We start from the raw sequence: 14,737 nt of genomic DNA, 5'->3' as shown, positions 1-14,737 counted from the left end.
GTAAGTCCCATCACAGCCAGCGTCAAGTGGACTAATGTTTCTTGCATTTACGCTTGGCCTGACGCCATACCCTTCGCGAATGGAGCTTCCTTGTCCTTGATTGTCGGCGCCTACCCCGCCCAGCCCGTCGAACTGCAGGAGCAGTTCTACCGGGGCCTCGCTGCCATTTCCCCGATCCGCGGACTTGAGCTTCCCTATGGTCCGCATGGCGGGACCGGCTGGCCCGCCGGGGCGCCGGAGGCCTGGTCCGCGGTGGTCACCGCCATCCCCGGGACCATGCAGCGGCTGGCCGCCAACGCGGCGTTCGGCCTGGCCTCCGCTGACACGGCGGGCCGGCGGGAAGCCCTCGACTTCGCGGCGGGTGTCCGGGAGTATGCCCGCGGGCTGCAGGATGCCGGGCATGAGGTGGAGGCTGTTGAACTCCATTCCGCGCCTACCGGGGGCGCCTCCGCCCGCTGGTTCGAGGAATCGCTCAAGGAAGTCCTGGAGTGGGACTGGGGATCGGCGCGAGTGCTGATCGAACACTGCGACGCCCCACGCCCAGGGGCAAGTCCGGAGAAGGGGTTCTTGTCCTTTGCCGAAGAGGTGGACATCGCCGTTTCGCTCCGGAACCAAGGTTTGGAGCGCGTGGGTGTGACCGTTAACTGGGCGCGCTCAGTCATCGAATCAGGCAGTCCTGAAACGGCAGTTGAACACCTGTCGCTCGGCCGTGAAGCAGGCGTCCTCGAGGGCCTGGTCTTTTCCGGCTGCTCGCCGGAGGAAACCGGCTTCGGCTATGCGTGGATCGACGCGCACCTCCCCGCAGTGGAGATCCAGGGCGCCCCGCCCAGCTCCATGCTGAACCGCCACGAAATTGACCGGTGCCTTGCCGCAGCGGGTCCGCTCCCCATCCTTGGGTTCAAGGTCGGGCTTGGTCCTGACCAGCTGTCGCCGGAAGAACGCGTGGAGCGGCTCCGGCACATGTCGGTCCTGGTGGGGGAATAACGGCTCAGCGCCCGGTACTCCCGGCCACGGTGATGGCTCCCGACGCGACGTCGCAGCGGAAGGTCCGGGACAGTTGTCGCCTACCGGCCCCCACCGCTGCTTCCACTGCAAAGGCAACCTCAAACGCATCCTGTTCCACGTCCTCCGCCGTCACGGTGTAGGTGGGCGTGAAGTAGAGAACCTCCTGGCCCGGCGGGAGGTCGGTTGCCGGAAACTCCCCTGCCCCCGGACCGTGCAGGCGCACGTCCCGGGCGGTGTGGCTGCCGTCATTCCGGGCCCTTCCGGTGAATGCCAGAATGTCCCCGGCCTTGTACCCGGGAATGACCGGGCCGTAGTTCAGGTCCTGCGCCTCCCTGGTGCCCAGGACCTGGGCCTGGTCGGGGGAGTAGGCCTGGCCGATCTCCTTCCACGACTCGGCGCCCCAGCCGTCTTTGCCTGGCGCCATCACGTGGAACTCGCCGGCGTTCTGCCACACGTCGGGAAGTCCCGGGGTGATGGACCGCAACTCCATGTCGAAGACCAGGCCCGGCTCCGATGGCGGCAGGCCGGCGTCGGGCCCGGCTGTATCCGGTGACGAAAGCTGGCCGGTGAGCTGGCCGGACGGCACCGAGGCAAAAACGATCTCGCGGTAGCCCTGGCGTTCGTACAGCACACCAATGTTGCCGTCCGGCAGGCGGGTGGCGGTGGAGTACGCCGAGCTGCCCGGGCACAGCACCAGCTTGGCAGGCCAGGTGGCGCCGTCGTCGGGCGACAGGCTCAGCACGGTGTTGCGGCGCAGATTGGGGTCCTGGTTGTTGGTGGCCAATAGCCAGGAATCCGTGGCCGGCGCGGCGAGGCCGGTGACGGACGGCAATCCGTCGAAGCGGGCCAGTGAACCGTTGTCGCTGGGATCGGGAAGGTCCGCGACCGGAACCGGCGTGCTCCAGCTGTGGCCGCCGTCGTCGGAGACGGCCGCAAGGCGCTGCGGCGTGGCCCGGCTGTGCAGGAGCAGCCTGCCATCGCTGAGCGCGGCCACCTTGTTCTCGTTGGGGGCGCCGCCGTCGGCTGTCCCCTCAATCAGCCGGCCAAGCCGCCAGGTATCGCCATGGTCGTCGCTGTAGGCCGAGGCTGCCATGATCCTGCCCCCGCTCAACACCACATACTGCTGCACCAGCCGCCCCTGGTGCGGGCCGCAGTGGACCTGGATCCCTTGGCCGGCCGCGGCGAAGATGCCCGTGATCTCCCGTCCGCTGCTTGCCTTGAGGTCCGCCGTAATGCGCCGGTGCTGCCAGGTCAGGCCGTCGTCGTCGGACATGCTGAGATCGCAATGCTGGACCTGGTGGTCGTGGTGGTCCATCCCCGCTGTGGCCTCGAAGAAGCCGGCATGCGTCCCGGCGGCGTGGAAGAGGAAGATCCGTCCGGTCTCGGCGTCAACGAGCAGGCTGGGGTCCCCGAATCCTTCCAGCCCGGTTCCGGTCCGCACCACTTCCTGGCCACTCCAGGTGCGCCCGCTGTCCGTACTGCGCCGGATCAGCAGGTCGATGGGACTTGGGAGATCGTCCAGGTTGGGCCGGCCGTCATAGGCCGCGAGCAGTGTCCCCCTGACGGTGACGGCGAGGGCGGGGATCCGGTACTGACGGTAGCCGCCGCGGCCGCGGGCCGCCAGGACATGCTCGACGGCGGGCCGCGCGGCGGGGACGGCGGGCCGCGCGGCGCGGGTGGCGGGAAGGAGATGGGATGTCACATCTACAGCATAGCCACCTCTGGCTTTGTGACTGTCGGCACATTACATTGGTAGGACGTCGTACGTAGTAGGAACAACATTTGACGATCCTGAACGGCGACGCCCTGCCGAGAGCCGCATCGTCGCGGCATCCAGAAAGGTCAGTCCCTTTGCCACATTCCCAAAGACACCGCACACCCCTGACACTGTGCAGAACCGCCGGATCAGCCGCCCTGGCCCTGGCGCTGCTTGCCGGAGGTGTTGCGGCGCAGGCGGCGCCCATTCCTGGCAACAGCCCCACCAATCCGCCCGGAAACTTCCAGGAAACCAACCTGGGGTCCGACCGCACCGCGGACAACTTCTTCTACCGCATCCCCGCGCTGACCTACCTTGGCAACGGTGTGGTCCTGGCGGCCTGGGACGGGCGGCCGGGCAGCTCCGCGGACGCGCCCAACCCCAACTCGATCGTCCAGCGGCGCAGCACGGACGGCGGGCGCACGTGGGGGCCGGTGCAGGTGATTGCCGCAGGCCACGTGGCCGATGCCGTGGCGCCGAAATACGGCTACAGCGATCCCTCCTACGTCTACGACGCGGAGGCAGGCACGGTCTTTGCGTTCTTCGTCTACTCAAAGGACCAAGGATTCGGCGGCAGCCAGTTCGGCAATGATGACGCGGACCGCAACGTCATTTCCTCCGCCGTGATCGAATCCTCCGACGGCGGCCTCACGTGGACCGGGCCGCGGCTCATCACCAACGTCACCAAGCCGGGCGCCAGCAGCACCAGCCCGGTTGCGGGCGATGTCCGGTCCAACTTCGCATCCTCCGGCGAAGGCATCCAGCTCAAGTACGGCCCATACAAGGGCCGGCTGATCCAGCAGTATGCCGGTGACGTCCGCCAGGCCGATGGAACGAACAAAATCCAGGCGTACAGCGTCTATTCGGACGACCACGGTGCCACCTGGCACAAGGGCGCCAACGTGGGTGACCGGATGGATGAGAACAAGACCGTTGAGCTTTCCGACGGCAGGGTCCTGCTGAACTCCCGGGACAACGCCAACCAGGGCTACCGGAAGGTTGCTGTTTCCAGCGACGGCGGGGCCACCTACGGTCCCGTCACCCAGGACACGGAGCTGCCGGATCCGGCCAACAACGGTTCCATCGCCCGCATGTTCCCCAACGCTGCCCCGGGCACAGCGGACGCCAGGAAACTGGTCTTCACCAACGCCAATTCCAAGACCGCGCGCGAGAACGTCTCCGCCCGGGTCTCGTGCGACGACGGCGCCACCTGGCCCGGGGTGCGCACCATCCGTCCCGGGTTCTCCGCCTACTCCACCGTGACCCGGCTGGAGGATGGCAGGTTCGGCGTCCTCTACGAGGGGAACTACACGGACAACATGCAGTTCTCCACCTTCGACGATGCCTGGCTCAACTACGCCTGCGCACCGCTGTCCGTCCCCGCCGTCACCACGGCGCCCGGTGCCACCCAGCAGGTGGCGGTCACCGTGACCAACCAGGAAGCCGCCACCCTGTCAGGGGCCACCGCCACCGTCTTTACCCCCACGGGCTGGTCCGCCACCACGGTGCCCGTGCCCGACGTCGCCCCCGGCGCCTCGGTTGCCGTCAACGTCGCCCTGACTGCGGCGGCCACGGCCAGCGGGCCGCAGAACCTCAACGCAGCGCTAACGACGGCGGACGGCCGGGTCTCGCAGTCCACGTTCACCGCCACCGTGCCGGTGGCGCCGCAGGTGGGCCTCAGCATCACGGGAGCTGCACCCGCCCGGGACGTGGCGGCCAACCCCTACAAAGCCGGCGACGTGCTGGGGTACACCTTCGCCGTCAAAAGCACGGCGAACGTGACGGCCAACTCGGTGCCGGTCTCGGGGAACTTCGATGCAGGTTTCCTGCCGCCGTCGGCGCCCAACTGCCGGTACAACAACCTGGCCGCCGGCGCCTCCTACAACTGCACCACTGCCAAGCACACGCTCACCGCGCAGGACATCGACCGCGGCTACTTCGTCCCCGAGGCAACCTTCAGCATCACGGCCAGCGCGACGCCGACGCTCACCAAGACCGTTGCCTTCAGCGGGGCCGCGGTGCCGCTGCGGGACGGGCTGGTGTCCGCCGGCATCGCAGGCAGCCGCAACGACGCCGGCCGCGACCTCGCCACCCAGCCGTACACGGCGGGCGAAGCGTTCCCGTACAAATTTGATGTGACCAACAGCAGCCCGCTGGTGGAAAAGGTGGTCCCCACCGCCGGCAACTTCAGCCCGTTCCTTCCCGAAGGGCCGGGCAACTGCCGCTACAGCGTCCTACCCGCCGGACAGGGGTACACATGTGCCACGCCCCGCCACACCGTGACGGCCGCGGAAGCGGACCAGGGATTCTTTGTCCCGGACTCCACCTGGGAGGTCAGTGCGGCTGGCCAGACTACCCGGACCTACGCGGTGAACGGCGGCGAAACCGACGTGAAAGTCCGGGACGCCAGGCTTGACGGCACCGTTGCGGCCGAGTGGACGGACCTGGACGGCGACCGCTATGCCTCCGCAGGCGACGCCATCACGTACACCTACACCTTGGGCAACGCCGGAAACGTCTCCCTGGACAATGTGGACGCCCCGGATGCCGGCATCGCGGCACCGCACCTGGCGGCGGGCGGCACCTTGGCGGCCACCCGGACGTACAGCCTGACCGCCGCGGACGTCGCGGCCGGGAAGCTTGGACCGGTCACGTTCGCTGCCACGGCAAGCAACGGTGCCAAAGGCGTGTCCGCCACGGTGACCGGCGGTGCCATCCAGTTGAATGTGCAGCCTGCCCAGCCGGACCTGGTTCCCGCGCTTGCGGTGCAGGACCTGGACGGACAGGTGGCACCGTTCGACCTCGGCACCGCGGACAAATACCGCAACGGCCAAAAAGTGGTCCTCGCGGGGCTCGACTACGGCCAGTGGTATTACGTGTACCTGAACAAGCGCAGCTACCGGATCGGCTGGATCTTCCCCACCACGGACAACACGGTGGAATTCATCCTGCCCGCCGGCGTGCAAAACGGCCGCGATGACGTGGTGGTGCTGGACAAGGACGGCAAGCAGGTCTCGTTCGACCGGCTCCAGGTGACCCCGAAAGGTTAGCCCGGCTGCCCAGCGGGCAGCATCGATGAGGATGGCCCCGGCGGTGATCCCGCCGGGGCCATCCGGGGTGAGGCCCGTGTTCAGGCTCCCGCCAGCACAGGCGCGGTGAGCCGGCCGTCGCGCATGGTGGCCACCAGGTCCGTCAGCGGCACGAACTCGGTGTCGTGGGTGACCATCACAGTGGCAACCCCGAACTCGGTGGTCACCTGGCGCAGCAGCCCGATGATCGAGGCGCTGCGCTCGTGGTCCAGGGCGGCGGTTGGCTCGTCCACCAGCAGCACTTTGGGATTGCCCATGAGTGCCCGGGCAATGTTCACCCGCTGGCGCTGGCCACCGGAGAGCTGGTGCGGCAGTTTCCGGGCGCTTCCACCGAGCCCGACGACGTCCAGCAGTTCCGCAGCCTTCGCCCGGGCCGCCTTGGCGGACCTGCCCCGCAGGTGGTCGCTGATGATGAGTTGCTCGGCGGCCGTGAGCGATGCCAGCAGGTTGGGCTGTTGGAAGATGATGCCCACCTTGTCCCGGCGCAGGGCGGTGAGTTCCTTATCCTTGAGGCCGGCTGTGTCCGTGCCGTCAATGAGGACCTGCCCGCGGGTGGGGCGGACCAGGGTGGCGGCGGTGGCCAGGAGGCTGGACTTGCCCGAGCCGGACGGGCCCACAAGTGAGACCAGCTGACCGGCCCGGGCCGTGAGGCTGACCCGGTCCAGGGCCGTGGTGGTCCCGCCGCCGTCGGGGTATTCGAGGGTGACGTCGACCAGGCTCAGGGGAGCAGGGGTGGGGGAGGACATGATGGCGTTCCTTTCGTAAGGGTGGATCAGTTGCCGCCGAGCGCCAGCAGCGCATCGACCTTGGTGACGCGGCGGACCGCCAGTGCGGCGCCGGCCAGGCCCAGGGCAACAATCCCGACGACGGGAAGCACCGTGGTGCCGGCGTTCAGCAGGAACGGGGCAGCCTGGGCCGCCAGCGCACCGGCGGCCACGCCCAGTGCTCCACCGATGGCGGCCCCGGCCACCAGGACGATCGCGGCCTGGGTCATGGCGTCCCCAAGGATGTAGGAGCCGGAGGCGCCCATGGCCTTCAGGACGGCGATGTCGCGGGTGCGCTGGATGGTCCAGACCGTCAGGAAGGCAACGATCACCAACGACGAGATCCCGTACAGGAAGGCCTGCATCAGGGTCAGGGACCCGTTCTCGCTCTTGAAGGAGCCCAGGGCCTGGAATGATCCGGTCCGGGATTCGCTGACCGTGCCTGCGGCCGCATTGGCCTCGGCCCCGTCCACCGCGGCCCCGGGCACGGAAGTGACGGCGATGACCGTGGCCAGCTGGTCGCCGTCGGACACGTGCGCCACCTTTGCCCACGCGGGCAGCGCCGTCCACACCACGCTGGTGTGCGCGTACCACTGGTCCGGCACCACGGCGGCTACGCCCAACTCGATGCCGCCAACAGAGACCTTGTCGCCCTGGCCTGCGGACAGCGCTTCCGCCGTCGAGGCGCCCAGCACCGCGGTCCCGGCGGATACCTCCACCGGTGCCAGCGGGCTGCCCGGCGAGACCCCGAACACGGCGACGTTGGCGGTCCCCGCGCCGCCGGCCGCCTGCGCCCGGGTCTGGGTGATGCCCAGCGGTTCGGCGGACTGGACGCCGGGCTGGTTCCTCCACCGGGCCACCTGCCCGGCCGTCACGGAGCTTTCCGTGTAGGACGCCTTGGGCGTGCCGGCTCCGGGGGCGCCGAAGGCAATGGCGTCCACCGGCCGGGCGGCGGACGCACCGAGCTTGCCGATTGCCGACGTCGACTGCTCGGCGAGTCCCGCCGTCAGGCCGGACAGCATGACCAGCAGGAGGGTAATCAGGGCTACGACGCCGCCCATCATGGCGAACCGGCCTTTGGCGAAGCGGATATCGCGGATTGCCAGGAACACGTTGTTTCTTCTCTCAGCAGGGGTGGATTCTCTTGTCCTTCCACTCTCCCGGCGGAAGCCTGCGGCGGCATCGCGGGGACGGTTGATCCGCGGGAATGGAAAGGTTGAGCCCGCAGTCAACCTTTTGGTTGATCCCGTCCCGGCGGGCCCGGCATAAGCTGATGAAATGCCTGCCACGCCCCTGCCGCCGTCACCGCAAAAAACCGGCGGCGCCCCGGCCAAGGGGCCGCTGGCCGCCCTGGAAAATGCGTCATCGGCCGCGATCCTCCGGGTCCTGCGCGTCACCTTGCACGCGGGGTTCGCCGTCCTGTTGGCCGTCGCCCTGGTCCGGTTGTTCCTTGATGGCGGTCCGCTGCGCTGGCTGTGGGCGGCAGCCGCCGTCGTCCTGGCCGTCATCTACCTGGCGGGGACCGTCCTGGAAAAGCGGCACGCCGAAGCCAGGATCGGCTTCAACCCCCGCCGCTACGGCCTGCTGTGGCTGGGCCTGGTTACGGCCCTGTGGGCGGTGCTGCTTGCCGGGAGTGCGGACTTCGCCTGGCTGGCCTTCCCCATCTTCTTCCTGCATCTGCACCTGCTGCCGCGGCGCGCGGCGCTGCTGACGATCGCCCTGATGACAGCGGCGGTGATCGTCTCCCAGTGGGCAGTGAGCGGCGCGCCGGTCCCGCCTGCGGCCGCCGTGGTGGGGCCCGTGCTGGGCGCGGTGTTCTCCGTGATCACCGGCCTCGCCTACGCGGCCCTCTACCGGGAGGCAGAGAACCAGCGGCGTGCAGCGGACGAACTGCGGCGCACGCGCGAGGAACTGTCCCGGTCCCAGCACCAGTCCGGGGTGCTGGCGGAGCGGGAGCGCCTGGCCCGGGAGATCCACGACACCTTGGCGCAGGGGCTGTCCAGCATCGTGCTCCTGGGGAGGGCCGCCGAACAGTCGCTGGCCGACGGTGACGAACCGACGGCGGCCGCCCGGCTGGCGCTGGTGCAACAGGCCGCAGCGGACAACCTTGCCGAGGCGCGGAGCTTTGTGCGCGGGCTGTCGTCGCCGCACCTTGAGGGGACCACGCTGGTGGAGGCCCTGCGCCGGCTGTGCGGGACCACGGAGACCGGCGCCGCAGCCGCCGGGCTTGCGCTGCGGTGCCGGCTGGAGGTGGACGGTGAGCCGCAGGATCTGCCCCAGCCCGTGCGCGTGGCCCTGCTGCGGGCGGCGCAGGCGAGCCTCGCCAATGTCCGCGACCACGCCCGGGCCGCGAACGCCGTCGTCACCCTTGCCTTCCTTGGCACGGAGGTGACCATGGACATTTACGACGACGGCACGGGCTTTGAGCCGTCCCGAGCGGCCGGTGCCCCGGACGCTGCGGACGGCAGCGGGTTCGGGCTGCGTTCGCTGCGGGAGCGCGTTGCCGGCCTTAACGGCTCGCTGGCGGTGGAGTCCGCACCCGGGGAGGGAACGGTGGTGGCCATCCGGCTGCCGGTGGAGAGTCCCGTTTCGGACGGTGCTGCCCCGCTGGAAGGACGAAGCGATGGGTGAGGTCCGGGTCCTGCTGGTGGACGACCATCCCGTGGTGCGTGCCGGCCTGCGGGCCATGCTGACGGGGTTCGACGGCATTTCCATTGCCGCTGAAGCCTCCGACGGCAGGGCTGCGCTGCACGAACTGGCGCGGCTGGCAGCGCTGGACAGGATGCCGGATGTGGTGCTCATGGACCTGCAGATGGGGGAGGGGATGGACGGCGTCACCGCCACTGCCGAGATCCGGAAGCTCCACCCGGCTCCGCCGGTGCTCATCCTCACCACTTACGACACCGACGCGGACATCCTTGCCGCTGTCGAGGCCGGTGCCAGCGGGTACATGCTGAAGGACGCACCCCCGGAACAGCTGCGGCAGGCGGTGCTGCAGGCCGCGGCCGGCGGCACGGCCCTGGCGCCGCGGGCGGCAGCACTGCTGATGGACCGGATCAGCAACCCCGGAACCTCGCTGACACCGCGGGAAGTCCAGCTGCTGGAACTGTTGGCCACCGGCCTGTCCAACCGGGGCATCGCCAGGCAGGTCTTCATCTCGGAGGCCACGGTCAAGACCCACCTGGTGCACATCTACGGCAAGCTCGGCGTGGACAACCGCACGGCCGCCATCGCCGCAGCCACCCAGCGGCGCATCATCCGGCCGCCGGGCGCCAGGGGCTGAGTTTTGATGCAGCGACGTGTCGGGCCACGGGACCTTGCCGCGTGCCTGCCACACAGTGCCGGGGGACGCCCGGTGGCCCTACTGTGCAGTAGGTTTATTTCACTGCCCCCGTGCCACGCTGTTCAAAGGAGAACGAATGTCCCGTCCGGTTCCCGCCGTTGATGCCCTTCTTGCCACTTACGGCGCGGCCGATGCCTGCGCAGCGGAGCTCCTGTGCGACAGCCACGATCCGGGCGCCGTTGCCTTTACGGTGGTTGCAGCGGACCTCTCCGCGGAGGACATCACCTACGGGGAGCTCCGGGAGCGCTCGGAGCGGGGTGCGGCAGCATTGGCGGAACTGGGGATCGGGCCCGGGGATGCCGTGGCCACCCTGATGGGAAAGTCGGCAGACCTGGTGGTCATGCTCCTGGCCATCTGGCGGCGCGGGGCAGTCCATGTCCCGCTGTTCACGGCCTTCGCGTGGCCCGCCATCGAACTTCGCCTCACAGCCTCCGGCGCCAAGGCTGTGATCACCGACCCCGACCAGCGGACGAAGATCCAGGAAACCGGGGCCGCCGTGGTGGTGGCCGGTGCGGAGGCCTCCCTTCCCGACGTGGCGCTCGGCCCGCTCCTGGCCAGGCAACAACCCGGCATCGCGGCCGAAGCCGTGGGCGGTGAAGGTGCTTTGGTGCTGATCTTCACGTCCGGAACCACCGGCGCTCCCAAGGGTGTGCCGGTGCCGCTCCGGGCGTTGGCCGCTTTCCGCCAGTACGTCGAACTGGGCCTGGACGTCAGCGAGGAGGATGTGTTCTGGAATGCCGCAGACCCCGGCTGGGCCTACGGCCTGTACTACGGGATCCTCGGCCCGATGGCGGCGGGGCGGCGGAACCTGCTGCTGCGACCGGGTTTCTCCCCGGAACTCAGCTTCAAGGTGCTGGAGGCTTTTTCCGTCACCAACTTCGCCGCTGCTCCCACGGTGTACCGCACCATGCGCGCGAAAGCCGGCGCCGGAACAGGTCCTTTCCACCTTCGGCGCGCCTCGTCCGCCGGCGAACCGTTGACCCCGGAGGTGATCAGCTGGGCCCGGGAAATGCTTGGGGTTCCGGTGCGGGACCACTATGGACAGACCGAACACGGGATGATGATCATCAACGCCTGGCACGACGACGTCAGGACGGAGCTGCGGCCAGGTTCCATGGGCCGGCCCCTGCCGGGGTGGAGCTGCGAGGTCCTCAAGGACAATGCTGACGAACCGGCCGCGCCGGGTGAGCTGGGCCGCGTTGCCGTAGACGTGGCGGGGAGCCCCATGATGTGGTTCCGGGGGTATCAGGACGCGCCGGAGAAGACGGCCGGGAGGTTCAGCGCGGACGGCAAGTGGTACCTGACCGGTGATGCGGGCATGGTGGACGAGGACGGCTTCTACTTTTTCTCCTCCCGGGATGACGACGTGATCATCATGGCCGGATACCGGATTGGTCCGTTCGAGGTGGAGAGCGTCCTGTCCACGCATCCGGCGGTGGCGGAAAGCGCCGTGGTGGGCGCCCCCGACGAACTGCGCGGAGAAGTCCTGGAAGCCTACGTTGTCCTGGCCGGCGGGACCACCGGAAGCGACGCCCTGGTCGCTGAACTCCAGGCCCTGGTCAAGACGCAATTCGCCGCACACGCATATCCGCGCCGTATCCACTTCGTCGAGGACCTGCCAAAGACGCCGTCCGGAAAGCTGCAGCGCTACATCCTGCGGCAGCAGCGGGCCGCTTCCTCCGGCAGCTAGAAGCACCCGGACGGACGACGGCGGTGGCACGGCACCCGAGGCTGGGAACCATGGGAGCCGCGCGCCGCCGTCGTGGTTTCCTTATCCAGTCAGCGTTCCCGCTTGCCCCTGCCGGTCAGGCGGGGCCGGGGAGCAGGCCCTGCCTGGCGAGGTCGCCGGCGACGAGCCGGGCCAGTTCGCCGGCGCCGGCCCGGCTGGGGTGCAAGGTGTCGCCTGTCATGAACAGTGTCAGCGTCGCCTCGGGACCGATTTCCGTGAAGTACGCCGAGGACAGGACGTTGAGGTCCACCAGCGGGACGTTCTCCTCTTGGGCCAGGGCAACCGTGGAATGCCGGTACCAGCGGTCCACAGCGGAGTGGACGCCGTCCACGAAGTCCGTGGCACGTCCCTGGGGCGTGACCAGGACAGGGGTGGCGCCGGTGGCCGCCACCTGGCGGAGCATGTCCCGCATGATCTCCTTGAACTCGGCCTCGGAGGTGGCGTTTTTTGCGGCGGTATCGTTGATTCCCATCTCAAGCAGGAACAGGTCGCCGGGCTTGATGTATTTCAGGATGGCCTCGAGCTGGCCGTCGTTGCGGAAGCCGCGGGCGATCTGGCCGCCGGTTGCCATGTTCCGGACGTCGAAGGCCGCCGGGTCGATGTACTGCGGGAGCAGCTGCCCCCAGCCGCCCTGGACACTGGACTCCAGGGGGTAGTAGTTGGCCACGGTCGAGTCGCCGCCCACCCAGATGGTGGGGTCCATGGCCGGGTGGCGGGACACCCGCTCGATTTCCAATGAGCTGAGCGTGAAAGCTGTCCCCGCCTTGCCCTCGGTGACCAGGAGGTTCAGTTGGCCGTCTGTCACGGGGATCTCGAAGGAATCGGTGGCCCCGTTGCCGGTCATGTTCATGACCTGGAAGACGCCTTCCGCGGCGATGCTGGCCCGTGCTGTGTCGCCCAGGGTGACCGTGACCTTGTAGAGGCCTTCCTTGAGGTCCACGTTGAAGGTGTTGGTGCTTTTGGTGCCGTATTCAAGGAAGCGCACGGCGTCGCTGCCGGCGCCGGTGCCCTTGGCCGGGACGTTGGCCATGTGTTCCGGGGTGTTGAAGCCGTACCGCTTCCCGGGGCTGTATGCGTCAGTTGCGCTGACCCCCGTGTATCCCTGTTCCACCGGCCCGCCGCCGAAGTCGAAACGGTAGTTGCTGGGCTCTGCGTTTGCGGCAGGGGCCGTGACGGCGAGCCCGGCGCCTGCTGCCAGGACTGCCGAGGCCAGGCAGCAGGCCAGCGGTGCGCGGACGGCAATGCGGGTAGCGGCGCGTTGTGCGGTCACATTCATCTCCTTTGATGACGGGCGGACTTGATCCATTTTGTATCGATTCAAAAGTTGCCGAATCCCACGCCTTGGCAGGGAAGCCTGAAGGTGTGGGAGGTGCGTTACAAGATTTGTAACAATGTTCCACGTTCCAAGTCAAGATATTTTGTGAGTTTGCTGTGCGCTTTTGATACCCAATGGTGCGGTCGGGGCCTGCCTGTCCGCGCTCAAGGTTGGATCAAGATTGGCCAAAGAAGTCCGGGACACGGGTTGGTGCCGCCCGCCGGCCGGTAATTCTTAAGTGCTTCCAGGCCAGTTCCCCGGCAGGAAGTACTGGAAGCCCCCGCGCTGGAGCGAGACTCGCGCGGGGGCTGTCCCAATATTGCTTAACTCAGTGTCCTGCGGAGGACACCGCCTCGAAGTGTTCCACCACCGGAAACGGCTCGTAGAAGTGGTGCAGCAGCTGGCGCCACTGCTGGTACTCGGGGGATCCGCGGAAGCCGATGGTATGGTCCTCCAGGGTCTCCCACTCGACGAGGAGCAGGTAGGTGCCCGGCGACTCCACCGATCTGGAAAGCGACAACGCTCGGAAACCCGGCATTGAAGCGATGATCGCCCGGGCCTGGTTGAAGGCCGCCTCGAAATCCGTTTCCCGGCCCGGCAGCACCGGGAGCAGGGCGTGTTCGGTAATCACCTGGCAGGCCCTGCAGTTTTCCCGACGCCGATCCAGTACCGCCGTTTGCCGTTACGGGAGTCCTCATAGCGGCCGCCGTTCTTTTCGATCGTTGCCCGTGACCCGGCGTTGTCCTCGTCGCAGGTCAGGAGAACCCGTTCGATTCCGAGCGTTCGGGCCACCGGGAGCGCATCTGCCAACGCCTTCGCAGCGTGCCCGCGGCGCCTTGCCGACGGCCGGACGCTGTAGCCAATGTGGCCGCCCTCGTTGAGGAGGAACTCGTTGAGGTGGTGCCGGATGGCCAGCGAGCCGAGGACGGTGGTGCCCTCCACGATCCACAGGTAGGTGCACGGGACGTACCCGGGTCTACGCACTGTTTCCGGTTTGGCGTCGTTGATGAGGGTGCCGACCAGCTGCGCAAAAACGGTGGGGTCCTTGAAGTCCTCCAGCGCCCAGCCGTCAAGGCCGGCGCCATCCATGCGGGCTCCGTCGAATTCCGTGGCGGCCTCCATCCACGAGGCGTGCAGGGTTGCGTCGGGGCTGGTGAGATGGGCCATTCAACGATCGTAGCCGAGCCCCAAGGGCGGGCGCGGTGGGCCCGGAGCAACGGGCCGGGCACGCCTGCATTCGCCATGGACAACGGAACACGGCCGAACTTAAAATCGATCGCTGGGACCCCCGAGAAAGATGACGGAAAGGGTTCGAGATGGGAATTGAAGAAGACGCGGCAGTAGTGCGGCGCGGTTACGAAGCCTTCAATACGGGCGACGTGGAAACCCTCAAGGGGCTGTTCGCCCCTGATGCCGTCTACCGGGTTGGCGGCAATGGCGGCCTTGCAGGTGACAAGCATGGCCAGCAGGAAGTCATGGGCTATTTCGGCGAACTGTTTTCCCGGTCCGGCGGAACGGTCAAAGTTCAGTTGCGGGACGTGATCGCCGGTGAACACCACACCATTGGCCTGCAGACCGCTGAAGCGCAACGAAACGGGAAATCGATGAAGCAGGACGGCGTCCTGGTCTTCACCTTGAAGGACGGGAAAGACACCGAGGTCAGCGAGTTCCAGGAGGACACCGCCACCGCCTCGGAGTTCTGGTCCTGAATCCGAAGCAGCCAGGGAAACTGCCAT

The 14,737-nt window shown here is 67.9% G+C and carries 12 protein-coding genes; 6 read left to right on the top strand and 6 right to left on the bottom strand.

Going from position 1 to position 14,737, the window contains the following annotated elements:
* Positions 1-90 precede the first annotated feature (90 nt).
* Positions 91-984 carry a DUF4862 family protein gene (locus tag AC4EEV_RS08760; RefSeq protein WP_018760919.1) on the top strand — a complete coding sequence of 298 codons (894 nt, stop codon included), beginning with the start codon at positions 91-93 and terminating at the stop codon, positions 982-984.
* Between the two features lie 4 nt (positions 985-988).
* Here AC4EEV_RS08760 and AC4EEV_RS08755 read toward each other — a convergent pair whose 3' ends face one another.
* Positions 989-2,707: a sialidase family protein gene (locus tag AC4EEV_RS08755; RefSeq protein WP_491330683.1), complete on the bottom strand. Its 1,719-nt coding sequence runs from the start codon at positions 2,705-2,707 to the stop codon at positions 989-991.
* A 149-nt stretch (positions 2,708-2,856) separates the two neighbouring features.
* Here AC4EEV_RS08755 and AC4EEV_RS08750 point away from each other — a divergent pair, with 149 nt between their 5' ends.
* On the top strand, positions 2,857-5,811 hold the full coding sequence (locus AC4EEV_RS08750) for an exo-alpha-sialidase (RefSeq protein WP_491330682.1): 2,955 nt from the start codon (positions 2,857-2,859) through the stop codon (positions 5,809-5,811).
* A gap of 80 nt (positions 5,812-5,891) precedes the next feature.
* Here AC4EEV_RS08750 and AC4EEV_RS08745 read toward each other — a convergent pair whose 3' ends face one another.
* Both AC4EEV_RS08745 and AC4EEV_RS08740 read right to left on the bottom strand, forming a co-directional pair.
* The gene (locus AC4EEV_RS08745) at positions 5,892-6,596 is read right to left on the bottom strand and encodes an ABC transporter ATP-binding protein (RefSeq protein ID WP_133831804.1); all 705 of its coding nucleotides are present in this window, start codon (positions 6,594-6,596) and stop codon (positions 5,892-5,894) included.
* 26 nt (positions 6,597-6,622) lie between these two features.
* A complete protein-coding gene (locus tag AC4EEV_RS08740) occupies positions 6,623-7,726 on the bottom strand; it encodes an FtsX-like permease family protein (protein ID WP_491330681.1) in 1,104 nt (367 codons plus the stop codon).
* 166 nt (positions 7,727-7,892) lie between these two features.
* Here AC4EEV_RS08740 and AC4EEV_RS08735 point away from each other — a divergent pair, with 166 nt between their 5' ends.
* The 3 genes from AC4EEV_RS08735 (at position 7,893) to AC4EEV_RS08725 (ending at position 11,647) form a co-directional block, all read left to right on the top strand.
* Positions 7,893-9,245, top strand: a complete 1,353-nt coding sequence (locus AC4EEV_RS08735; RefSeq protein ID WP_491330680.1) for a sensor histidine kinase — start codon at positions 7,893-7,895, stop codon at positions 9,243-9,245.
* Positions 9,238-9,897: a response regulator transcription factor gene (locus tag AC4EEV_RS08730; protein ID WP_109045653.1), complete on the top strand. Its 660-nt coding sequence runs from the start codon at positions 9,238-9,240 to the stop codon at positions 9,895-9,897. Before AC4EEV_RS08735 ends, AC4EEV_RS08730 begins: the two co-directional genes overlap by 8 nt.
* A gap of 136 nt (positions 9,898-10,033) precedes the next feature.
* Positions 10,034-11,647, top strand: coding sequence for an AMP-binding protein (locus tag AC4EEV_RS08725; RefSeq protein ID WP_491330679.1), 1,614 nt, complete (start codon positions 10,034-10,036; stop codon positions 11,645-11,647).
* A 115-nt stretch (positions 11,648-11,762) separates the two neighbouring features.
* Here AC4EEV_RS08725 and AC4EEV_RS08720 read toward each other — a convergent pair whose 3' ends face one another.
* The 3 genes from AC4EEV_RS08720 to AC4EEV_RS08710 all read right to left on the bottom strand — a co-directional run bounded on the left by AC4EEV_RS08720 (position 11,763) and on the right by AC4EEV_RS08710 (position 14,168).
* Positions 11,763-12,956 (bottom strand): rhamnogalacturonan acetylesterase, encoded by a 1,194-nt coding sequence (locus AC4EEV_RS08720; RefSeq protein WP_491330678.1) that lies wholly within the window; start codon positions 12,954-12,956, stop codon positions 11,763-11,765.
* Positions 12,957-13,329: 373 nt separating this feature from the next.
* Positions 13,330-13,632 carry an antibiotic biosynthesis monooxygenase family protein gene (locus AC4EEV_RS08715; protein ID WP_491330677.1) on the bottom strand — a complete coding sequence of 101 codons (303 nt, stop codon included), beginning with the start codon at positions 13,630-13,632 and terminating at the stop codon, positions 13,330-13,332.
* The gene (locus tag AC4EEV_RS08710) at positions 13,629-14,168 is read right to left on the bottom strand and encodes a GNAT family N-acetyltransferase (protein ID WP_491330676.1); all 540 of its coding nucleotides are present in this window, start codon (positions 14,166-14,168) and stop codon (positions 13,629-13,631) included. The genes AC4EEV_RS08715 and AC4EEV_RS08710 overlap by 4 nt, the downstream gene beginning before the upstream one ends.
* 149 nt (positions 14,169-14,317) lie before the next feature.
* On the opposite strand from AC4EEV_RS08710, the gene AC4EEV_RS08705 reads away from it, so the two are divergent.
* Entirely contained in the window at positions 14,318-14,710 is a 393-nt protein-coding gene (locus AC4EEV_RS08705; RefSeq protein WP_491330675.1) for a nuclear transport factor 2 family protein, read from the top strand.
* Positions 14,711-14,737 lie beyond the last annotated feature (27 nt).

The sequence above is a fragment of the Pseudarthrobacter sp. MOO14 genome (assembly GCF_058267675.1).
This window is presented reverse-complemented; position numbering and strand designations above follow the sequence as displayed.